This is a genomic window from Alphaproteobacteria bacterium (assembly GCA_017308135.1).
In the GTDB taxonomy this organism is placed as follows: Bacteria; Pseudomonadota; Alphaproteobacteria; order CACIAM-22H2; family CACIAM-22H2; genus Tagaea.
Genome location: JAFKFM010000011.1, coordinates 1 through 23,321, shown reverse-complemented (window position 1 = coordinate 23,321; position 23,321 = coordinate 1). Strand labels below are relative to the sequence as shown.

Below are 23,321 nucleotides of genomic sequence, written 5' to 3'. Positions count from 1 at the left end.
GCCCGTCAAACCGGCGCTTGCGCCGTCGCGTAAATCGCGTAGCCGCCGAGAATGTCCCGCGTGCGGGCGTGGAACCCCCGTTCCGCTGCGAGGGACGCGAAGATTTCCAGCAGATCGTCGCGCGGCGCGACATGGAACGCCGCCAGCCAAGCGCGTAGCGCCGCTCTCGCGGGGCCCGGCCAGCGCCGCATCGTGCCGAAATCCACGACGGCGATCCGCCCGCCCGGCGCCACGGCGTCGAACCCGCGCGAAAGGGCCGCGCGCCAATCGGGGATCATCGACAGCGTATAGGCGCAGAAGACGCGCTCGAAGCCTTTGCGGCCGAACACGGCTTGCGGATCGAACGTTGCCGCGTCGGCCTGCGCCAACGCCGCGCGCCGCTCGAGTTTCGCTTCGGCCGTATCGAGCATCACCCGGCTGATATCGAAGCCGTAAAGCCGCGCGTCTTTGTATCGGCGCGCAACGACGGCGAGATTGCGCCCCGTGCCGCAACCGACTTCCAAGACGCCGCCATCGGAAGGCGGGTCGAGATCGGCGATCAAGCTGTCGCGGCCAAGCAGATAGTATTTGCGCGTGAGGTCGTAGATCGGCGTCTGCCAGCGATAGACGCCGTCCATCAAGCTGGCATGGACGGTGTTCACGCGGCCGCTCCGTCGCGCAGACGATAGAGGTGGAACCCGCCATAGATCGCCGAACGGTCGCGCAACGTGCCTTCGCGGCTTTCGGCCTCGGCGTAGTTCCATCGCCCCAGAAGTTCCGGCGCCAAGCGGCCGGGCAGCAGCGACGGTTCCGCCGCCGTGCGGAAAATGACGCGCGCACCCGGACGGGCCGCATGCGCGATCGCGCGCCACAACCGGTTCAGCGTCGGATCATCCATCCAATCCTGCGCGTCGAGTAGCACGAAGGCGTCGAAGCTGCCGGGGGCGGCCGCCTCGAACACGTCGATCATATTCGCTTGGCGCAATTCGATGCGGTCGGCGCGCGCGCGGAACGTCTCGTAATTCGCCGCCTTCAAATGCGCGGGCAACGCCGTCGCCGCCGCCTGCGGATAGGCGCGGCCAAAGGCTTGCCACGCGAAGTAATTCTCCGACAGCGGAAAGCCGTAAGCCAAGCGTTCGAGCCGCGCTTCGAGCACGTCGGCCATGGCGCCGCCTTCTGGTGCCGCTTCCAGCAGCGAGCGATACTGTGCGGGCGGAATACCCAGGCCGTAAAGCGACGCGGGATTGTCGACCAGCTTGCGGAACAGCTTGCCTTTCAGGATCGGCCTTATCTCGGCGTCGAAGATGCGCTTTTGCGCGTCGATCGAATCCGCTTCCAGCAAGCGGCGCGGATCGCGCCGATGCAGCTTCGCGAAGGCATGACCCGCGCCGATGAAGCGGCCGAGCAGGCCTTCGCGATAGAGATGGCGCTTGAACGCGCCGATGCGCCGCCGTCCGCGCCAATCGCGCGCATCCCAGTAATCGCGCGCCGATTCATCCAATGCCGCGCGCAGATGCGTGTCGTAAAGGGCGGGGTTGTCCTTGGCGGAAGCGGCGCCCAAGAACCGGAAATAGGTCGCGTGATCGGGCAGATGGCGCAACGCCGCGATCTTCAGCTTGGCGAGCGCGATATGATGCGCGTTGAGGTCGATCGCCAGCACGCGTTCGGGATCGGCGGCGAGATAGGCGAGCGCGTTGCATCCGCCCGAGCAAATCGTCGCGATCCGCGCGCCGGGCTTCAATGCCAGCGCGGCGAGGTCGACGTCGGGATCTTCCCAGATCTGGGCGTAGACGAGGCCCGAGAACAGCAGCGAGAAAAGCCGCTCGCGCAGGCCTTCGGGCGACAAGGTGCGGCTGCGTTTGACCGCTTTCGTCACGTTGCGCAGCGTGGTGGGCGCGGCAATTCCTTGCGAGAGCATCGGCAGCGGAACCTCGTTCGCGTCGAGTCGGGAATTCTTCCTCCCTCGATAGGCCGCACGAATGACGCCCGCGTGATCGCTTCGTGACGGTTCGGTTGCGTATCAGGCGCGCTCGCGCCCTTCCCAAAGCTGCTTTTTGCGATAGATGGTCGATGCGTCGATCTCGAGGAACGCCGCCGCACGGCGCACATTGCCCGCACAGGCGGCGATCGCCGCTTCGATCGCGTCGCGTTCGATGCGCCACATCGGCCGCAACGGTGAACCCGGCGCGCCGGGCGTCACGTTGGAAGGACTGTTTCCATTCGCGGGCACGGCGAGGCGCGGCCCCGCGACGGGCGCACGATTGCGCAACTTTTCCGGCAGCATGACCGCATCGATCGTATCGCCGTCATGCAGCACGATGGTGCTGCGCACGACATTCTGCAACTCGCGCACATTGCCGGGCCACGCGTAAGCGGCGAGCAACGCTTCCGCCTCGGCCGTGAAGCCCGCGAAGCGCTTGCGCTCCTCGCGCGCGTAGCGTTTCAGCAACTCGCGCGCGATCAGCAACACGTCGCCTTCGCGTTCGCGCAACGGCGGCAGCCCGATCGGAATGACATGCAGACGATAGAACAGATCCTCGCGGAAACGGCCGGCCGCGACCTCCGCCGCCGGATCGCGGTTGGTCGCGCAAACGATGCGCACATCCACCTCATGCGGCTTCGAATCGCCCACGCGCTGCACGAGGCCCGTTTGCAGGAAACGCAACAGCTTGCCCTGCAGGTTCAAATCCATCTCGCCGATTTCGTCGAGGAACAGCGTGCCGCGATGCGCCTGCAACGCCGCCCCCGCGCGATCGGCCGTGGCGCCGGTGAAGGCGCCCCGCACATGGCCGAAGATCTCGCTTTCCAGCAGATCCTTCGGGATCGCGGCGCAATTCAGCGCGACGAACGGCGCTTTGGCACGCGGGCTGCGCTTGTGGATCGCCTCGGCGCAGACTTCCTTGCCCGTACCGCTTTCGCCGGTGACGAAGACGGTCGCCTTGCTTTGCGCGGCCGAGTCGATGATCCGGTAGACGCCCTGCATGGGCAGCGACGCGCCGACGAAGCCGTAGTACCGGTCGCGGCCGAACTCCTCGCGCAGTTCGACGACAGCGTCGGCGAGTTTGCGCCGCTCCAGCGCGTTGCGCAAAGTGACGGTCAGTCGATCGCGATCGAACGGCTTGACCAGAAAATCATAGGCGCCTTCGCGCATCGCTTCGATGGCGAGCTTCATCGAGCCGGAAACGGTGACGACGATCGCTTCGGTCGGCAAGCCTTTGGCGCGGATATCCCGCAGAAGTTCGATGCCGCTGCCGTCGGGCAGGCCGACATCGATCACGATCGCGTCGGGGACGCGCGATTCGATTTTTAGGCGCGCCTGGGCGAGCGAGCCCGCGATCGCCGCGTCGTAGGATTCGTCGCGCAGATATTCCTCGTAAAGCACCGCCATCGGCAGCGTGTCTTCGACGATCAACACATGACGCTTGGCGCACATGATGCGGCTCCTATTCCGCGATCGACGCGACGGTTTCGCGCGCCGCGACGCGCGTTTCCGCCTCGGCGAATGCGGCGCCGAGATCGCCGATACGCGCGGCGAAGTCGGCGGCGGTTAGCGTCGGCGCTTCCATCTCGAATGCCGCGGCGAGACGGCCGAGCTTGAGCGCGCCGACCGACAACGCGGAGCCCTTGATCGCATGCGCCTCGCGTGCCGCCTGGGCGGCTTCATCCACACCCATCGCGGCGAGGCGATCGAGACGGCCTTGCACATCCTGGCCGAACAACGCCGCGACCTTGCGGGTCGCGTCGGCGCCGATCTGCGCTTCGATCCGGTCGAGCGTGTCGGCGTCGAACACCGGCTCGTCCTTGAACGCCGGAGGCCGTTCCGCCGCGTTCGCGGAAGCGGCGCGCGCGTGCTGGACCAGCGCCGCGGCGAGCGCCGGCGCCTCGAAGGGCTTCGCCACGAAGCCGTCCATTCCCGCCTCGCGGCACATGCGCTCGTCCTGGGCGAAGGCGTTGGCGGTCAGCGCCACGATCGGCGTGACGCGGGCCGGACCGGCCAAAGCGCGGATATGCCGCGCGGCTTCCAGCCCGTCCATCTCGGGCATCTGCACGTCCATCAGGATTAGGTCGTAGGGCAGCGCCGCGGCCGCTTCGACCGCTTCGCGGCCATTATTCGCCACATCGACGCGATGGCCCATCTTTTCGAGATACGAAGTCGCGATCAGCTGGTTGGAGAGATTGTCCTCCGCCAACAGGATGCGCAGCCGGTGCGCGGGATCGATCGCGGCCGTTACCGTCGCGGCCGGCGCCGACAGGCGTGCCGCCAACGGCAGGTCCACGGCGAAGGCGAAGGTCGAGCCCTCGCCCGGCACGCTGGTGACCGCGATATCCCCGCCCATGCGTCCCGCCAGAATCTTGCAGATCGACAATCCCAGCCCCGTGCCGCCGAAACGGCGCGACGTGGATTTGTCGAGCTGCGAAAAATCGCGGAAGAGCTCGGCCTGAAGATGCGCGGGAATGCCGATGCCGCTATCCAGCACAGCGAGTTCGATCCGGCCCCGGCCCTCGACGGTGCGCGATACGCGCGCGCGCAACGTGACGCCGCCCGACGCGGTGAACTTGATCGCGTTGGACAGGAAGTTCAGCGTGATCTGGCGCAAGCGCGCGGGATCGCCGATCAACACCGTGCCGTCTCGAATTTCGGCGTCCAAGCGATAGCGCAGACCCTTCGCTTCGGCGCGCGCGCGCATCAGCTCGAACGTGCGCGAGACGAGATGGCCGAAATCGAATTCGATGGCTTCGATATCCATCTTGCCCGCTTCGAGCTTCGAGAAATCGAGCACGTCGTTCAGGATATGGGTCAGCAACTGCGACGTATCGCGCAATACGTCGACGAATTTGCGTTGCGCGCGCGGCAAGTCCATATCGGAGAGCAACCCCGCGACGCCGACGATGCCGTTGAGCGGCGTTCGGATTTCATGGCTCATCATCGCCAGGAAGCGCGACTTCGCGTCGCTGGCCGCTTGCGCTTGGGCGCGCGCCGTATCCGTGCGGCGCATTTGGCGGTTCAACGCGGCGGCGAAAACCAGGATCAGCAAGGTCAACAGAGTCGCGGCGCCGAAATCCGTGAGGGCGCGGGCCCGCTGATCGGCGTAGACGTCGTTCTCGACGAAACCGACGCTGACGAACAAGGGCACGCCCGGTACCGAGCGATAGCCGTGGATACGGCGAATGCCGTCGGACGCGCTCGGCCCCGTCCAGACGCCCGTCGACTCGATCCGCGCGAGGCGCAGAAGCGGATGCGCCGACAAGTCGCGTTCGAGCATCTGCGCGGTGACGGCGGTACGCGAGCGAAGCCGGCCGTCGAATCCGAAAATCGCGCTGACGGCGGCGGATTTGTCGCCGAGCACTTTCGCCAGACCGCCGAAATTGTAGGCGTCGACCGACGCGACCAGCACGCCCGCGAATTCGCCGTTCGGGCCATCGACACGCCGCGTGAGTTGGACGGACCAGCGTTGCGACACGCGGCCGAAGACCGGCTTGCTGATGAACAGCCCGGCGTCACTCTCGGCGTGCACCATGAAATGCTCGCGATCCGCGACGCTGACGGGCGTCGGCGCGAGGGGAAGATTGGATTGGAGGATCGTTCCGTTCGCGTCGGCGAAGGCGAATTGGACGATATCGTCGATCGGGATCGCCTTGCGGCGCACGAGTTCGTCGATCGATGCGTTGTCGGGATCGCGTTCGAAAACGAATTTCGCCGTGCGCAGCGCTTGATCGATCCGGCCGATGAAGTTGGCGGATTGCTCCGCCATCGCCAGCGCCAAGGTTCGCGCTTCCATCTGCGCTTGGTTGCGGATGCCGTTATGGGTCGAAGTCTGAATGGCGAGCACGATCGTCCAGACGCCGGCGACGAAAGCGGCGACCACCGCCCACGCGATGCGCGGCAATCCGCCGGGGCGGCGCGATTGTTCTTGGGGGTCGCTGGAGGTCATTCGACGGATCCGGATTTGGCCTGGATCGAAGAACTAGCGTCGCGGGCTTAATCGGCACTGAATCGACAATCGCAATTTTCCGCGGCGTGTCGCGAATTGCGACACAGATCGCCGCGCGACCTCTCCGGCCGTCGCGCGGGAATCCAATAAATCCAAGCTTCCGGCGACGTCACGACGCCTGGCCCGGCGGTTGCGGAAGGAGCGATGCGGATGCGGCGCGGATCAACGCGTCGCAGGACCGCAAATCTGAAAATCGAACTCCAGAAGGAGTAGGGACCATGTCGCTTTCGGTGAACACCAATTTGGGCGCGGCGCGCGCGCTCGCGAGCTTGCGCACGACGGGCGAAACGCTCGGCATCTATTCGAAGCAGCTACAGACCGGCTATCGCGTCGCCGACGCGACGGACGACGCGTCGACTTTCTCGGTCGCGCAAGGGATCCGCGCCAATCTCCAAGCCTACTCGGCCGTTCAGAATTCGCTGGCGAGCGGCGCGGGCATGGGCTCGGTCACGCAGGCCGCGCTCAGCAATATCTCCGACCTCGTCGGCAACATGCAGGCGAAGCTGACCCAGCTCGCCGACGGTTCGATCGGCGCGTCGCAGCGCACGATCTACGCCGCCGATTTCAACGCGATGACCAGCCAGGTTTCGACCTTCATCGCGATGGCCAACTACAACGGCGTCAATCTTCTGTCGAACGCGTCGACCTCGCGCAGCTTCATGGCCGACACCAGCGGCACGACGCTGAGCATGGCGTCGCAATCGGGCGTATCGACCGCGTTCACGACCTTCGCGACGTCGAGCGTGTCGTCCGCGACGGCGGCGACGGCGGCCCTTACCTCGCTGACCACGTTCCAGACGGCGGTCGGCACGGCGATCGGCCAGAACGCGACGGATACGCGTTCGCTGCAATTACAGTCGGGTTTCGTAAACGCGATTTCCGACGCGACGACGACCGGTCTCGGTCAGCTGGTCGACGCGGATATCGGCAAAGCGGCGGCGCAGGTTCAGGCGCAGCAGGTCCGCCAGCAGATGGCGATCCAGCAGCTGTCGATGGCCAACCAGCAGCCGGCCATTCTGCTTTCGTTGATGCGCTAGGAACAGGGATGCGCATGGCGGGCCCGGCGCGGCCATCCGGAATCCCCTTCCGGTTGTCCGCGCCGGTGTTCGCGGTCAGCGCGAATTTTTCGGCGGACGGCCGCGGCGCGGCCGGTCGTGGATCGGCGAACCGCCGTCGGTGCGCGCCAGCGCGCGCATCGTGCCGACGATCTGCTGACGGACCTTGCGGTCGCGAATGCCGTAATAGGCGCCGACCATGTCGAGCGTCTCGCGCTTCAACGCGGGATCGTCGATCTGCGACGGCAGCGGATGGGTGACGGCCGAAGCCACCGCCTTGCGCGTCGCCGAGTCGAATTCCGACGACAAGCCTTCGAAGAAATGGCCGACCGGCACGTCGAGCGCGCGGGCGGTTTCGTAAAGGCGCGACGCCGAGAGACGATTCACGCCGCGCTCGTTCTTCTGCAATTGCTGGAACGTGATGCCGATCAACCGGCCCAGTTCCTGTTGCGACATGCCCAGTTCGATCCGCCGCGCCTTGACCCGTTCGCCGACATGCACGTCCACGTCCGAGGGGCCGCCCTTCGTCCGTCGTCCGGCCCGCTTCGTCGATTTCGCCGCCACTTCGTCCTCCTGATCGCGCTGATTACTACGATTGTACGCGAAAGCGGGGCATTCTACGCGACGCGGGCGGCGCGTCAAATATTGTACGCACAAAATCGCGAATAACGCGTTCCACGCGAGGATTTGCAAATCTGATCGTGAGATTCGCCGCGCCGATATACGCCACTATATCGATTTAGAACCAACGCGCCGCTTGGCATCTGATATTTCGCGTCCGCTTTCGTTCCCTCGCGCGCCCAAAAAAGGCCGCGGCGGCGCGAATTCAAAGTCCCAGCGACTCGAAGAATGCCGACGCTGCCGCGCGTAGCGACTCGCGTTCCGTCGGCGTCATCGCGCCGAGCGTGCGATACGGCATCGCAATGCGTGGATTACGCGCAAGCTTGGGCTCGTTCTCGATCAAAAAATTCCAGTAGAGGAAATTGAAAGGGCAAGCCCCTTCGCCCACGCGTTTGCGCCGATCATAGACGCATGTCTTGCAGTAATCCGACATGCGATCGATATAAGCGCTAGATGCGGCGTAGGGTTTGGAGCCGAGCACGCCGCCATCGGCATGCAGCACCATGCCGTGCACGTTGGGCAATTCGACCCAATCATACGCGTCGGCATAGACGATCAAATACCATTCTTCGATTTCGGCCGGTGCGATGCCCGCGAGCAGCGCGAAATTGCCCGCGATCATCAAGCGCTGGATGTGATGCGCATAGGCGTTGCGGCGCGTGGCGCCGATGGTTTCGCGAAGGCAATTCATCTTGGTATCGCCGGACCAGAAGAATTCCGGCAAACGGCGCCGCGCGTTCAGATAGTTTGTCGCGGCATAATCGGGCATGCGCGTCCAATAGATGCCGCGCACGAATTCGCGCCAGCCCAGGATTTGGCGCAAAAAACCTTCGACGGCGTTGAGCGGCGCCGTGCCGTCGCGCCACGCGTTGACGGCGGCGTCGCACACTTCGCGTGCGCTCAACAGGCCCGCGTTGAGATAAGGCGAGATGACGGCGTGATAGACGAAATCCTCGCCCGATTTCATCGCGTCCTGATAATCGCCGAACAGATGCAATCTTTCGCCGATGAATTCGCGCAACGCCGCCAGCGCGCCGGCGCGATCCGTCGCCCAAGCGAACGGCTCCAAATCGCCGAAATGATCGCCGAAGCGCGCGGCGACGAGATCGAGCACCGCGCGCAGCGCCGGATCGACGGCCGGGCGCCGCCGGACGGGCACGCGGTGCCCGCGCGGCAGCGTTTTCCGGTTCTCGGAATCGAAGTTCCACGCCCCGCCGACGGGGGCCTCGCCTTGCATCAGATAGCCGGTCTTGCGCCGCATCTCCCGGTAGAAGAATTCCATGCGCAAGGATTTGCGATTCGCCGCCCATGCAGCGAATTCGGCGCGCGAACAGAAGAAGCGATCGTCGTCGCGGATTTCGACCGGCAAATCGTTCATGCGCGACCAAGCGCGCATCATGTCCAATACGCGATATTCGCCGGGCTCGGTCGCAACGATCCGCGCGGGCTTGTGCCGCGCGACGGCACGCTTCAGTTCGCCGGTGAAACTATGCGTGTTCGCGGGATCGTCGAGCTTCACGTAATCGACGCGGATCCCCTCATCCGCGAGCGACTTTGCGAAACCGCGCATCGCCGCGAGCACGAAAGCGATTTTCTGCTTGTGATGGCGCACATAGGTCGTTTCGGCGCCGACTTCGACCATCAGCACGATGTCCTGTACCGGATCGAGATCGCGCAGCGACGAAAGGCTGCGGGTCAATTGGTCGCCCAGGACGAAGCGGAGGGTCTGGATCATCGGGACCGGCGGGTTGTAGAACGGCGTTGCGTGCTTCGTTACGCTCTGCCCGCGCTGCCGGTTCATTTCCTCCGGGAATTCCCGTGAATACTGAGAAAATCACGCCTTCGACGCTCGGCCGGATCGCGGCGCAAGCCGCCGGCGCCTTGACCGTGTTCGCGCGATTCGAGCGTTCGGTGTATGCGCGGGATTCGGCGGGCCGGATCGTCTGCGTGGTCGCCGCCGAACTGGGCGACGGCGCGGTGCAAGCGCGCTTGGCCGGCGCCTTGCCCGATTTGCCCGACATATTCGCGCTTGCGCCGGCACCGATCTGGACGCCGCCGCCCTTGCCCGCATGGCGCGACGCCGATCTTCACGCCGGGCTGGCACGCGCAACGGCAATGCGACCTGCGAAACGCGATGGCGTTTGGGACAATGCGTTCGCCGCCGGGCTCGCCGCCCTAAACCGATGGGCAGGGGGGATGGCAACGCTCGATTCGTGCCGCGACTTGATCGGGTTGGGGCCGGGCCTGACGCCCTCGGGCGACGACGCGCTGGGCGGCGCCGCGATCGCGCTCCGCGTCTTCGGCCATGCGGCACGCGCCGACGAACTCGCCGCCTTCATCCGCGAACACGCGCCCAAGCGGACAAGCGATATCTCGCGAGCGCATTTGATTGCCGCCGCCGACGGCGAAGGTTCGGCCGCGTTTCACGACGCCCTGCGCGATCTCGTCACGGGCGGCGATTTCGCGTCGCTCGACCGGATCGGCGCGTCGTCGGGTTGGGATGCGATGGACGGCGCGATCGTTGCGCTGACTAACGCGCAGCGATAGCGACCGCGAGACGCGCGGCGGCGGCGTTGGACGGTGCCACGACGATCCCCGCCTCCTCCAGCGTGCGCACTTGCGCCGCGCGGTTCTGCGCGTCGAGATCGGTGCCGGTGACGCAGGCGATGACGACCGCATCGCGCGACTTCGCGGCCGCAACGGCATTGGCCGCGTGTTCGGCGGGATCGTCGTTCGCCCCCGTGCCGATCACGATATCGACCAGAATCGCGGCGACGTTCGGATCGTCCAATCCCGCGACGATGCCGGCATCGCGCAAGGTCGGGTCGATCATCGGATGCGGCCGGCCCAGCGTATATTCGTCGGCCCCGTAATCGATCAGCACATGCCCGGAAGCGGGTTTGTCTTTGGCGGCACCGGGGATCGGCGCGTTCGACCAGAACGCGGCTCCCGCCTTGCGCAGGATCGTTTGCGCTTCGGCGCAGAGCGTGCCGCCCGAATAGACGCCGCGCACGAAACGGCGCGAGGCGGGCAAACGCTTCTTCCATTCGGCGGCGACGGCGCCAGCATCGAACGCGTCGGGGACTGGACCGCTCGCCAAGGCGGCGGCCTCCTCCAGCGTCGCGGCGAGGCGCGCGTTCTTCGGCATGTCGAGCGTATCCGCACCCAAGAAGCAGATCACATGCGGCTTCGGGCTTTTGGCGACGCGTTCCAGCACCAGCTTCGCGACCGACGCGGCGGGCGGCTTGGAAATAATCACGATGCGCTTCGTCGCCGGATCGGCATCGAGCGCGTCGAGTGCGGCCAGCGTCGTCAACGCGCCGACTTTCTCCGACAGATCGCGCCCGCCCGTGCCGATCCCGTGCGACACGCCGAACCCGGCGCGCGCGATCAGCGTGGCGACTTCCTGCAAACCGGTGCCCGAAGCGGCGACGATGCCGATCTCGCCCTGCGGCACCGCATTGGCGAAAGCGAGCGGTACACCCGCGATCATCGCCGTGCCGCAATCCGGGCCCATCACCAGCAAGCCCGTGTCGCGCGCGAACAGCTTCAACGCGCGCTCTTCATCGACGGGCATGTTGTCGGAGAAGATCATGACGTTGAGGCCGCGCGACAATGCTTTGCGCGCTTCCGACCCCGCGAACGCGCCGGGCACGGAGATCAGCGCGAGATTGGCGCCGCCCAACGCCGCGATCGCGGCATCCATCGAACGCGGATTGCGCGCCCCCTTCGGCCCCGCTTGTTCCGGCGGGCGCGACAACAGCTTGTCGGCACCATCGAGTGCCGCTTTCGCTTCGCCGGCGGAACCGGCGCGTAAAGCCACGACCAAATCGTTCGGCCCGGCCTTGCTGCCTTCGGCATCGAGCAGACCCGCCTCGTCGAGGATGCGCAGATTGCTGGGCGTACCGATCATCATCGCCGCGCTGGCGACACCCGGCAACGACGACACCGATTGCGACAGGCGCATCAGCGCGACCGAGTCGAGATAGAAGCCCTTGCGGACGCGATTGGCGAGGACGCTCATTATTTGCCCTCCGCCAAAGCTTCCAGCGCTTGCACGAAACACGACAACGGCGCGCGCACGGTGCCGGCACCCACTTGGCCGATACCGGGCTTGCGATGCGCGATGCCCGTATTGATTAAGGGTGCTATCCCGGTTTCGACCACGCGGCGCACATCGATGCCGACGGGCACGCCCGCGAAATCGAGGCCCGGGATCGTCCAATCGGGATTGCGGCCGGCGGCGATGTCGACCATCGAACGGGTGATGTCGAGCGCTTCGGACGCGGAGCCCGCCCCGACGAAGCCCGCGACCGCGGGCGAGGCCGCCATCGCGAAGCCGCCCAGGCCGATCGTTTCGACGATCGCGGAATCGCCGATATCGGGATTGGCGTCGGCTTCGGTATAGCCGGGGAAATACAACCCGCGCGGCTGTTCGACCGGCGCCACGAACCAGCGATCGCCGGTCGCGGCGACGCGAATGCCGAAATCCGTGCCGTTGCGGCACATCGCGGTGACGAGCGTGGAATGCGCCACGCCCTTCACCGGATCGGCGATCGACTTGCCCATCGCCATCGCGACGTTCAGGAAGAACTGATCGTTGCCGCCGCAGAATTCGAGGATCTTGGCGAGCTTCTCGGAATCCGGCACGGCGCGCGCGAGCCACGGCGCCATCGTGCGCACGAACAGGCTGGTGCAAGCGACGTTGCGTTGATGCATCTCGTCGCCCATCGACAGCCCGCGTGCGATGATCGGCTTCAACGCCAAACCGCCCGACCGTTTCAGCGCGGCGGCAAGGGCCGGCCCCAAATCCGACGCGAGCCAGCGCAAACGCGTCAGCACGCTTTCGTCGTTACCGCCGAAGCGCATGACCTTGCCCAGACCCTCGTTCAGCGTGCAGTAGGCGCGATTGCCGAAGCCGCGATTCTCGACGACCATCACGGGCATCGAGCGCGTGATCATGCCGGTCATCGGGCCGACGGCGCCGAAATGATGATTGGGCGCGAATTTGATTCCGCCCGACGCGGCGAGTTTCTCGGCCGCCTCCAGATCCGGCGCCCAGCCTTCGAGCACGATCGCGCCCTGAATGGCGCCGCGCAACGGCCCGCACATCCGATCCCATTCGATCGGCGGCCCCGCATGCAAGATCGTGCGATCGCCCAGGCCTTGCAGCACCGTATCGGCGCGCACCACGTCGATCAGCACGGGCTCGGCCTTCAGAAAGCGCGCGAGCGCTTCCTTGTTCGCGGCGTCGATTGCGGGATCGCCGTCGAGCTTGGCGAGGAAACCGGCCAAGCGCGCATCGCCCTTGGCGGGCGGGGCCCAATCGACATGGGAAACGGGAATGCCGGCGCGGGAAAGATCGCGCGCGAAACCGTCGAGCCCGACATTGACGATTCGAAGGCCCGAAGCGAGCAAAGATTGACCTGACATGAGGCCGGATAAGACCCTGTCCGGGCGCGGTTTTCAAGCCCCGCGCGGCAGATTCCGGCGGATTTCCGTCAGCATTTTCGCGCGCGCGGCATCGTCCGGGGCGGCTTCCAGCGCCTTGCGCACGGCCAGGATCGTACCGGCATAGTCGTTGTGCCAATCGCGGCCCGCTTTGGCCGCCGCACGCAGATCGTTGCCGTCCCGGGCGGGGTCGAGCCGCCAGCCCGCATCAACGGCGACCAGCGAATCGTCGAGATCGGGAATCGCGATCCGGGCGGCATCTATTCCCGTAGCGGCGAGGGCCGCGCGCAACGCGTCGAGCTGGTCGGGTTCGCCATGCACCAGCGCCACTTGGGTGGCGGACCCGATCGCCGCCTGCGCCCAGCGCACGAGATCGCCCTGCCCCGCATGGCCCGAATAGGAATCGAGATTGCGGATGCGCGCGCGCACCGCAAGCTCCTCGCCATGGATGCGCACGGGATCCACGCCGTCGCGAATCAAGCGGCCGAGCGTGCCCGGCGCTTGATAGCCGACGAACAGCAATGTCGATTCCGCGCGCCAGAGATGATCCTTCAAATGATGCTTGATCCGCCCGGCTTCGCACATGCCCGATCCCGCGATCAGAATGGCGCCGCCCCGGATGCGTGCGAGCGCCTTGCTCTCCGCCACCGATTCGATGGCGCGCAAATGCGGCGCCTTGAAATGCGCGCCGCCATCGGGTGCCGGTTCCAGCGTCGACGCGTAACGCGCGAAGACTTCGGTCGCGCGCGAGGCGAGCGGCGAGTCCAAGTAAATCGGCATCGCGGGAATGCGGCTTTCGCGCGCGAGCAGCAGCAGATCGTGGATCAGCTCCTGCGTGCGTTCGACCGCGAAAGCGGGGATCAGCAGATTGCCGCCCGCGCGATGCGCGTCGAGCACTTCGGCGGCGAGCTTGGCGCGGCGCGACTCCTCGTCCTCCGGCGGCCGCTCGCGCCCACCATAGGTCGACTCCATCACCAGCAAATCGGCCTTGGGCGGCAGCGCGGCATCGTGCTGCAGGGTTTTGCCGCGCGGACCCAAATCGCCGGAGAAGACGAGGCGCTTGCCCGCGATTTCGATCGCCGCCCAGGCGGCCCCGAGAATATGTCCCGCGTGACCGAAACGCGCTTTGACGCCCGCGACGGGCGCGAGTTCCTTGTCGAGCGACACAGGACGCAATTGCGCCAGCGCCGCTTCGGCATGGGCGCGGGTATAGATCGGCGGCAAGATGTCGCCTTGGCCGCGCCGGTGCAGGCGCGTGGCCGCGCGATCGGTTTCCATTTCCTGAATCGCGGCGGCGTCGCGCAGCATCCATTGCAGCAGATCGCAGGTCGCCGGTGTCGCGAAGATCGGGCCGTAGAATCCTTCGGCAACCAATCGCGGCAGCAACCCCGAATGATCGATATGCGCGTGGGTCAGCACCACCGCGCCGATATCGCCGGGCGCGAAGGGAAAGGTGCGGCGGTTGAGGCCTTGCAAGGTTTTGGGCCCTTGCGCCATGCCGCAATCGACAAGGAAGGGCTTGGCCCCGCCGTCGACGCGAAAGCACGAACCGGTCACGGTGCCGGCGGCCCCGTGAAAGCGAATAGCGAGCGAAGAATCGGTGTTCATCGGCGCGAGTGTAGCGCCAAACGCGAAAGGCCGCTTATCGGCCGCCCCAGGCGAGCGGGAAATTGCCCGAAATACCCGGCGTGCCTGTCGCGGTCGCGGTCGGGATCGCGGGCGGCGTCAGGTTGAGCAGACCCGGCAGAATGGTGACCGGCGCGCCGCCGCCGACCGGCGTCACGGTGATCGACTGCACCGCACCGCCCGACGTGTTGATCGTGATCGTCGTGCCCGCCCCGAACGTGCCCGCATCGGCCGTGACGGTCGGTGCGCCGGGCTGGCCGCCAGTGCCGGTGGGTGCGCCGGCCTGTTGCGTGTTGGTGCCATCGCCTTGCGTTTCGCCGCCGCCCGTGCCGCCCGCGGGCGACGCGGCTTCCGCCAGGATCGCGATCAGCATCGCCTGCACGGCCGCCGGGCTCACCGGGTTGACGGTCGTCGCGTCGGTCGACGCGGTCGAGGACGATTGCTGCACGACCGTCGATGTCAGGATCTGGGTGATGATCTGCGCCAGCGTTTCGGTCGTGACCGTGTTGGTCGTTGTACCCTCGTTGCCGCCGCCGCCACCGCCACCGCCGCCAGAATTCGCGATCGTCTCGCCCGCGAAGGTGAAGCCGCTGCTCGTCGCGGTCACGCCGGGAACGGCGGCCGCACCGCTCAGGCTGTTGACCGTGCCGTCGAGCGAACCGCCAGCGCCGTTCAGCAGCAGCGACGTGCCGAAATTGTTGCCGCTTTCGGTCAACGTCATCGTGCCCGTCGCCGACAAGCTGGTCGAGCCCGCGCTGAAGAACGATGCGCCCAATTGCGTGAGGGCGCCGCCCGCGGTCACCGTCAAGGCGCCGCCGACTGTCACATCGCCCAATGTCAGCGCGCCGGAATTGGTGACCGACGCCGAACCGGACGTCGCCGTCAACGACAGCGCGCCGCCGAACGCGTTGCTCGCGTTGGTCAACGCAATGCCGCCTGTCGCCGTGAAGCTCGAAGTGCCGACGACCGAAACGGCGCCGACTTGGCTGATCGAGCCGCCGGTCACGCTGACATCCAGCGTGCCCGCCGAATTGATCGATCCGATGTTCATCGGGCTGGCCTGCGTCCAATCGATATTGCCGCTTGTGGTCGTCAGCAACGTATATCCCGTCACCGTGTTCGACGAATTCGACAGCATGATCCCGTCGGCGGACGAAGCGTTGAAATCGCCGCCGGCCGTCAGGGCGCCGGTTGATTGCTGAAGCCCGCCGCTCGTCGTCGCCAAAATCATATTGCCGGCGGCGTAGATGCCGCCCGTGCCGACCGTGATCGAACCGGCGCGCAACGAGATCACTCCGCCATAGGCGCCCGCGCCGACGGAGCCGGTAAACACGTTGCCCGCCTCGAAAAGCGTGACGCCGCCGCCGATCGATTCCAAATTGACCGAACCGCCGACGACGACGTTGGCGCCCGTCGCTTGACCGATACTGCTTTGCGACGTCCAGGTCAGGTCGCCGGTCGCCGAAATGCCGTTCACCGTGCCCGACGCGTCGGCGATAATCGCCGCGTCCGTGTAGGTCGAGACCGATTGCGTGCGCAGCGTGAGATTTCCCGTCACGTCGGCCGCGACGTAATTGACCGCGTTATAGCCCGAGCCGCCGCCGTCGAGCGTGAAGTTGCCCGCACCGCGCAACACCAAATTATTGACGTCGATCGACGAGCCCGTGTTCTGAACGACGCCGCCCGAATAGCCGTGCAGCGTCAGATTGCCGATCGGCAGCGTGATGTCGCCGTCGAGGAAGATCGTCGTGCCGTGGAGATAGAGAGCCCCGATTCCGGTCGGCGCAATCCCGCCCGCCCCGACCGAGATCAGACCGGTCGAAGAGTCGCCGATCTTCAACGTCCCGGCGTTGATGATCGAAAGATCGGACGGCAACTGCACCACGCCCGAACCGCCGCCGATGCCGATATCGGCGCCGGACGTCTGCGGCGCCAACGTCACCGTGCCGAGCGCGGAAACCGTCGAGCCGATTTCCGCGGCCAGCGAATCCGCCAGGATGGAGATTCCGGCGGATGTGCCAAACGCGCTGATGCTGCCGCCGTCGAGATAGAGGCCGTGATTATTGGTGCCGCTGCCCGCACCGCCGGTCGCATCGATGGAAATGTTCGCGAACTGCGTGATGACGGAACCGCCCGAGCCGACGATCATGCCGTGGCGGTCGTTGTCGCCCGAAATGCCGCCCGCCGTTGCGGTGATCGCGATGTTGCCCACACCCGACGTGGTTATCGAACCCATCTGGCCGCCCGCACCGACTTCCAACCCCCAGCTGATGGCGCCGCTGTCGTTGGCGCCGCCGCCGGTGGCGTTGATCGTGATATTGCCGTCGATCGCCGTGATGCTGGTGGCGCCGCCGCCGCCGACATGCACGCCGACGCTGCCCAAGCCGCCGCCCGTGCCCGTCACGGAAATGGCGCCGGCACCGATCGCGCGCAACTCCGCCGTGGCGAGCGCCACGCCGAAATTGCCGTAGCCGGCCGAGCCGCCGGTACCGGTTATGGTCAGCGCGCCGTTCTGCGTCTGGGCATAGGCGCCGCCGTCATAGAACTCGACACCCGTCGATCCGGTGGCGCCGCTGCCGCCCTGACCTTCGATCGTGATCGTGCCGGCACCCGATGTCTGAACCCCGGCGCCCAGGCGGACCGTCACGCCATGATAGGTGCCCGTGTCGCCGCCCGCACCCTTGATCGCGATATTGCCGCCGCCCGCATCGACGATCGTGGTGCTGCCCTCGATCGCAACGCCGTGGAACGCGCCGGTCACGGCGCCGAAGGCGCCGCCGCCCGGTGCGTTGCCGTAGAGATTGATGTTTCCGCCCGACGTCGAAATATCCGCCGTCACGTTCACGCCCGCATCGCCGTCGGCCGTGAACGTCCCGCCATTCAATGTCTGAGCGGCGTTAATCTCGATCGCTCCGCCGCCGGTCGCGGTCAACGTGACGTTCTGGCCCGCGGCGAAGCTGTTCGCCGCCGCCAGGGTCAAAATTCCGCCGCCGGTCAGCGCGGTGAAGCTGCCCTGGGTCGTAACGGTATCGACCGTCAACCCGTTGGTCGCGAAGATGGCGACGTTGTTCGAAGCGCCGCTATTGGTCAGCGTAACCGCGCCGCCGAATGTATTGTCGGGATTTGTCAGCAGGATCGCGTCGCCGGCCGTGATGTTGGTGGCGCCGGTCACATGGATCGGCGACGCGCCTTGATCGATGGCGCCGCCCGTCGCGACGGCCAGATATCCGGCCACGTTCGACGTGCCGAGCGTCAGCGTGCCGGTATTGGCGTTGACGAAGCTGGCATTGCCCGCCGACGTCGTGAAGCCGACCGTACCCGCGATGTTGTTGCTGCCGTTGTTGAGCGCGATATTGCCCGTGCCGCCGTCGAAACTAGCACCACCCGTGCCGGATAACGCCACCCCGTCGAACGCGATGCCGTTATTCGACGTGATCCCGATCTGGCCCGTGCCCGCGTCGATCGCGTTGGAGCCATTGGCGATGACGCCGGTGCCGCCGTTGTAGCCTTGGCCCGCGAACAGGATATAGGCGCCGGTGGCGGTGCTGATCGAAGCGCCGACGTCGAACGCGATGCCGTGCGCGCCCGAACTGTTGGCGCCGCCATAGCCGAAAAGCTCGATATAGCCGGATTGCGACGCGATACTCGCCCCCGGCAAAACGATGATGCCCTGTGCGCTCGCCCCCGTGCCGTCGCCGCCGCGCCCCGACAGCATGATGTAGCCCGAATCCGTTTCGACGCGACCGCCGTTCAGAATCACGATGCCGTGCTGGCCGGCGCCGCTATCGGTCGCACCCTTGCCGACGATTTCGATATTGCCGGCACCCGCCGACAGGATCGCGTTGGCGCCGTCGATGCGAACGCCCCAAGCGGTGCCCGCGGTCGTGCCCACATTGTTGTCGCCGCCGGGCGCGTTGCCCCACACGTTAATGTTGCCGCCGTCCGAGTAAATGCCCGCATTGGCGAACCACGCGGTTTCCGCGGCGTCGATGTTGAAAGTAGCGCCACCCGTTCCCGACTTGGTCAGTTCGCCGCTGACCAAGACGTTACCCGCGGTCGCTGTCAGATTGACGGTCTGCGTGCCGCCACGCGTGAAAGACTGATTGGCGCCGATCGTGACCGACGCGCCTTCGATTGTGATCGCCGTGCCGGTGAAATTGTTGGCCAGATTGAGCGTGATCGAACCGGTCGCCGTCATCGTGACATTGCCGCCGTTCGCGTCCTGAACCAGCGCGCCGGCTTGCGAGATGCTCAAGGCGTTCAGCGTCAGCGTGCCGCTGCCCATCGTCGATGGGTCGAGCGTGACCGAGCCGGCAACGGTGAGATCGACGCTGCCCGATGTGCCGGTCTTGTCGATGGCGAGATAGGTCGCCTCCACGTTGCCCGTGAAGGAGCCCGCCCCCGTCAGCGTCAGCTGATCGATATTTGTCAGCGCGCCGCCACTGGCACCACCGGCATTGATCGTGACCGACTTAGCGGCGAAGTCCAGCGTGTTGGAATAGAACACGCCTTGTGTCTGCACAATGTAATCGTTGATGGACGACAGACCGGCGAAGGCGCTGAAATCGGTCGAGTCCATCTGGATAGCGCCGGTCATGCTGCTATTGCCGAATTTCAGCGCTTCGAAACCGGTAATGCTGCCCAAAATGCCGGCGGTCACGGCCATCCCGCCGCTGGCGTCGCCGCCGTTGACGCCGATGCCCAGCGACGGAGTCAGCGTCTCGAACTGGATCGTGCCGCCGGTCGGCTGGTGCGACAGATTGAGCGTGCCCACGGTCGACGACAGCGAATCGGCACGCAGGAACAGACTGCCCTGGAACGACGCGCCGCCGACCGTCACGGTGCTGCCGTCGCCGCTGAACCCGCCGGCGAAATTGATGCCGTAGCCGGTTCCCACCGGCGCATGGCCGGTCAGCAGAATGTCGTCGTAGCCCGCACCGGTCGATTGCACCGTGCCCGCCGCGAGCAGGATCGAATCGCTCGCCCCCGCCCCGCCGGTGGCCTCGATATTCACGAACCCCGCACTCGTGACATAGGACGTGGCGAGGACGACGCCGTAGTTCGAATTGCCGCCGGCGGTCGTACCGCCATCGCCGTTGATGATGAGGCCGCCCGTCCCGGCCGAGACGCCGGCCCCCGACGCGAACGCGCCGCCGCCGAAGAACGTGCTGCCGTTGATATAGACGCCGACCTGGAAATCGGTGTTGGCCGCACCGCCCTTGCCCTTGATCGAGATGGCGCCCGTGCCGGTGGTCTGCACCTGGCCGCCGTTCATCAACACGCCGATATTGTAGCCGCCGGTGTCGCCGGCCACGCCCGCGATGTCGATATTGCCGCCGCCCGCGTCGATGATGACTTGGTCCATCGTCTGCTGATGGATCGTGACGCCGTTGCCCGCACCGGCGAAATTCGCGCCCGCGATGCTGCCGCCGGTCGCGTTGCCGTAAATCGAGATATACCCGCCGAAGGTTTCGATCCCGGCGTAGATCGAAGCGCTTCTTCCCGCGTTCAGCCCGACGCCGCCGCCTTCGGTGACGATCTTGCCGCCCAGCGTCAGATCGCCGGCCGCATCGGCGCTGAAATTCAGCATGCCGCCGGTCGTGGCGCCGATCGTGACCGCCGCCGGCGTGCCTTGGATGTCGATATCGCCCGTCGAAATCAACGAAACGGCGCGCGCGCCGGTCGCCGACGTCGTGGTGATCGTGCCGCTGACGACGATGTCGCCCGCAGCGCCCGTGCCATTGAAAACCAAATTTACGGCGTCACCCGCGAGGGTGATGGCACCGCTGAGACTGATGCCGTTTCCGCCGGAACCGCCTTCGCCGGAGATGTCGATGGTCCCGTTGCCAGCCGAGAAAGCGATTCCGTCCATGCCGACGCCCGCAGCACCGGCACCCGCGCTGGTGCCGCCGGCCGTCAACGTGCTGTTGGCGACGCGCCAATCCGCACCCGGCATCGCCAAAATACCGTATTCGACGACCGATGTGCCGATGATCGACGAACCGGCGCCCGAGCCCGCGTCGATCACGCCAAGGCTCCAAAGGCCGCGCGAAAAGCCGCTGCCGACCGAACTGCCGTTCAGCGTCAGTGTGCCGGATCCGGTCTCGATCTCGCTGAAATACGCCGCGAGAATACCGTGCGAACTGGCGCCGCTGCCCGATACGCCGGTGACGGTGATATTGCCGGTCGTCGTCTGCAGCGTGGCGGTATTGACCCCCGAATTGCCCTGCAGGAACACGCCGCTGCCGTCGTTGCCCGTCCCGCCCTGGCCGTAGATGTTGATACTGCCGGCACCCGTCGCAATCGAGACCGCGCCGCCGCCCGCGGTCGAATACATATAAAAGCCCGCGGGGGCCGCACCGCTCGTGGCACCCGTGCCGCGCGCGAAGAAATTGCCGCCGTTGGTCGCGATCGAAACGGAGCGCGCCGTCCCGCCGTCGTTGTAGCCTTGGATCACGATGCCTTGCGCCGTACCGCCGCCACCGATCGCCGCTTGGGCCACGCCCGGCAACGCGTTGGTCAGGCCGCCCGTGCCGCCGCCCATGACGATGTAGCCGCCATTGGTGGTGATATCGATGTCGCTGCTTGCGGGCTGAATATAGATCGAGCCATAGGCAGCGCCGGCATAGCGCGTGTTGAAAATCATGTTCATCGAGCCCGCACCGATCGCAGTCAGGCTGTTCTCGACGTAGATGCTGCCGTTCGACAGCAGATTGAGATTGGCGGACGAGGCGATATCGAAGACCTGATCGGCCATGACGTTGATCGTGCCGCCCAGCACGGTCACGTCGCCGGTGAAGAAGTTGTTATGCGACAGCGTGACGGTCCCGGTATTGCCCTGGATCGTGAAACTATCGGCCAGCGCGTCCTGCACGACGGCGCCCGATTGCGTGAACCCGACGCCGCCCAGATAGAAGCTGCCCGTGCCGAGCGTCGAGGCTTGGAGGTTCGGCGAGACCGACGTAACGATCGATACGTTGGTCGTCGTGCCCGCGCGGTTCAGCGTGATATTGGCGAAGGTGTTGGTCAGTTCGTTGAGCGTGACCGCGCCCGTACCGCCGACCACGAGGCTGGGCGTGCCGAGAATGCCGTAGGTCTGGCTGATCGCGGCGCCCGCGTTCAGCGTCACCGTGCCCGACGACGTGACCGACTGGGCTAGCGCGATCCCGCCGATGGTGTTGAGCGTGACATTCCCGGCACCGACATTGATCGCGGCGGTGTTCGTGAAGCTGCCGCCCAGCGAGCCCGTGCCGTTATAACCCGCCGCGGTCAGGCTGCCGCCATTGGTGCTGATTCCGGCGCCGACCACCACGTTGCCCGCCGCCTGCAGCGCGATGCTCAACGCGCCGGAGATCGACGTGACACCGGCATTGAAATAAATACCGCCCAGCGCGTTGAAGGTGATCGTGCGCGCCGCACCCCCGACATAGGCGATCGCGCCGTCGATATTGATGTTGCCCGCGGTGCCGGAGCTGCCCGACGTCGAATCGATCGTGACGTTGCTGCTGCCCAGGATGCCGAGGAAAGCCAGCGCCGTCATGTCGCCGCCGATGGTGGCGATCGTGAAATCCGTCGGATCGATCAGCAGCGTGCCGTCGCGCCCGTTGATCGCGCGCGTATCGACCGACACCGTATCGGCGAAACCTTCGACGCGCGCCGTGTCGTCCGCCCACAGCACGACCTTGCCGCCATCGCCGTTGAGCGTGGCCGACGCGGCGATGACCGCCGCCGCGTCCATGTAAAGCGTTTGCGCGTTGTAGGCCGTGCCCTGGCCGTGCTGGCCGCCGCCGGCCAGCACCGTGCCGCCGCCCGCTTCGCCCGAAGCGCGGATATCCGTCCCCGCCGCGAGTTCCACGCGCCCGCCGAGCACGGTGACATTGCCGCCCTTCGCGTCCGCTTCGTTGCCCGACACATCCAAGCGCCCCGCGACGACCGTCGTGCCGTTCTCGCCGCCGTCGATGACGATCTCGCCGTTCTCGATGCGCGCCGAGCGCGCCTCGACGATGCCCGTCACGTTGATCACGTTGTTGATCACGTCGCGCGCCGCGCGCGCGGTCATCAGCACGCGCCCGCCATTCGCTTGAACGGTGCCCGAGTTGTCGACCAGCGCGGTCGCACCGGCCGGCGCTTGGGTGACCGTGCCGGTGGACGCGAACTTCAAAAGTCCGTCGCCGAAGAAATCCAACGTAAACGTCGGCGTGCCCGCCAGCACCACCGTGCCGCCTTGCGCGACGATCGTGCCCTTGTTTTCGACGGCCGCCGCCGACAGCACGGCGAAGCCGCCTTGGGCGACGTTGACGAAGCCTTCGTTGATTACGCGCGCGTTGACGTCGCCGGCGATCGAGAAGTTGAGATTGCCGGCGAGGAAATCGGCTTGGTTCATGCGCGACGTGGTCGCGACCAGGCCGTTCACGTCAACCATCGCCGACGGCCCGAAATAGATCCCTGCCGGGTTCATGATCACGACCCGGCCATTGGCCTGGATCGAGCCGAAGATCATCGACGGGTCGGGGCCGATGACGCGGTTCAGCGCCAGCGAACTGCTATCCGGCTGGATGAAGCGGACGATATTGCCCGCCCCGATCGAGAAGCTCTG

General features: G+C 66.1%; 12 protein-coding genes. 2 read left to right on the top strand and 10 right to left on the bottom strand.

The window, feature by feature from the left end:
* Positions 1 to 5: 5 nt before the first annotated feature.
* The 4 genes from J0H39_19335 to J0H39_19320 all read right to left on the bottom strand — a co-directional run bounded on the left by J0H39_19335 (position 6) and on the right by J0H39_19320 (position 5,912).
* Entirely contained in the window at positions 6 to 617 is a 612-nt protein-coding gene (locus J0H39_19335) for a class I SAM-dependent methyltransferase (protein MBN9498913.1), read from the bottom strand.
* 20 nt (positions 618 to 637) lie between these two features.
* Positions 638 to 1,897, bottom strand: coding sequence for a DUF3419 family protein (locus J0H39_19330; GenBank protein MBN9498912.1), 1,260 nt, complete (start codon positions 1,895 to 1,897; stop codon positions 638 to 640).
* A gap of 102 nt (positions 1,898 to 1,999) precedes the next feature.
* The gene (locus J0H39_19325; GenBank protein ID MBN9498911.1) at positions 2,000 to 3,415 is read right to left on the bottom strand and encodes a sigma-54-dependent Fis family transcriptional regulator; all 1,416 of its coding nucleotides are present in this window, start codon (positions 3,413 to 3,415) and stop codon (positions 2,000 to 2,002) included.
* 7 nt (positions 3,416 to 3,422) lie between these two features.
* On the bottom strand, positions 3,423 to 5,912 hold the full coding sequence (locus tag J0H39_19320; GenBank protein ID MBN9498910.1) for a response regulator: 2,490 nt from the start codon (positions 5,910 to 5,912) through the stop codon (positions 3,423 to 3,425).
* Positions 5,913 to 6,190: 278 nt separating this feature from the next.
* On the opposite strand from J0H39_19320, the gene J0H39_19315 reads away from it, so the two are divergent.
* Entirely contained in the window at positions 6,191 to 7,009 is an 819-nt protein-coding gene (locus tag J0H39_19315) for a flagellin (protein MBN9498909.1), read from the top strand.
* Positions 7,010 to 7,084: 75 nt separating this feature from the next.
* On the opposite strand, the gene J0H39_19310 is transcribed toward J0H39_19315, so the two are convergent.
* Both J0H39_19310 and J0H39_19305 read right to left on the bottom strand, forming a co-directional pair.
* Positions 7,085 to 7,483, bottom strand: coding sequence for a helix-turn-helix transcriptional regulator (locus tag J0H39_19310; GenBank protein MBN9498908.1), 399 nt, complete (start codon positions 7,481 to 7,483; stop codon positions 7,085 to 7,087).
* A 370-nt stretch (positions 7,484 to 7,853) separates the two neighbouring features.
* On the bottom strand, positions 7,854 to 9,383 hold the full coding sequence (locus J0H39_19305) for a cryptochrome/photolyase family protein (GenBank protein MBN9498907.1): 1,530 nt from the start codon (positions 9,381 to 9,383) through the stop codon (positions 7,854 to 7,856).
* 83 nt (positions 9,384 to 9,466) lie between these two features.
* Here J0H39_19305 and J0H39_19300 point away from each other — a divergent pair, with 83 nt between their 5' ends.
* On the top strand, positions 9,467 to 10,195 hold the full coding sequence (locus tag J0H39_19300) for a DUF2877 domain-containing protein (GenBank protein ID MBN9498906.1): 729 nt from the start codon (positions 9,467 to 9,469) through the stop codon (positions 10,193 to 10,195).
* Here J0H39_19300 and fdrA read toward each other — a convergent pair.
* The 4 genes from fdrA to J0H39_19280 all read right to left on the bottom strand — a co-directional run.
* Positions 10,179 to 11,675, bottom strand: a complete 1,497-nt coding sequence (gene fdrA / locus J0H39_19295) for an acyl-CoA synthetase FdrA (GenBank protein ID MBN9498905.1) — start codon at positions 11,673 to 11,675, stop codon at positions 10,179 to 10,181. The genes J0H39_19300 and fdrA overlap by 17 nt on opposite strands.
* Positions 11,672 to 13,081 carry a DUF1116 domain-containing protein gene (locus J0H39_19290; protein MBN9498904.1) on the bottom strand — a complete coding sequence of 470 codons (1,410 nt, stop codon included), beginning with the start codon at positions 13,079 to 13,081 and terminating at the stop codon, positions 11,672 to 11,674. The genes fdrA and J0H39_19290 overlap by 4 nt, the downstream gene beginning before the upstream one ends.
* 33 nt (positions 13,082 to 13,114) lie before the next feature.
* A complete protein-coding gene (locus J0H39_19285) occupies positions 13,115 to 14,707 on the bottom strand; it encodes an MBL fold metallo-hydrolase (protein MBN9498903.1) in 1,593 nt (530 codons plus the stop codon).
* Between the two features lie 34 nt (positions 14,708 to 14,741).
* The coding region (locus J0H39_19280; protein ID MBN9498902.1) for a filamentous hemagglutinin N-terminal domain-containing protein at positions 14,742 to 23,321 on the bottom strand (8,580 nt) is incomplete at its 5' end.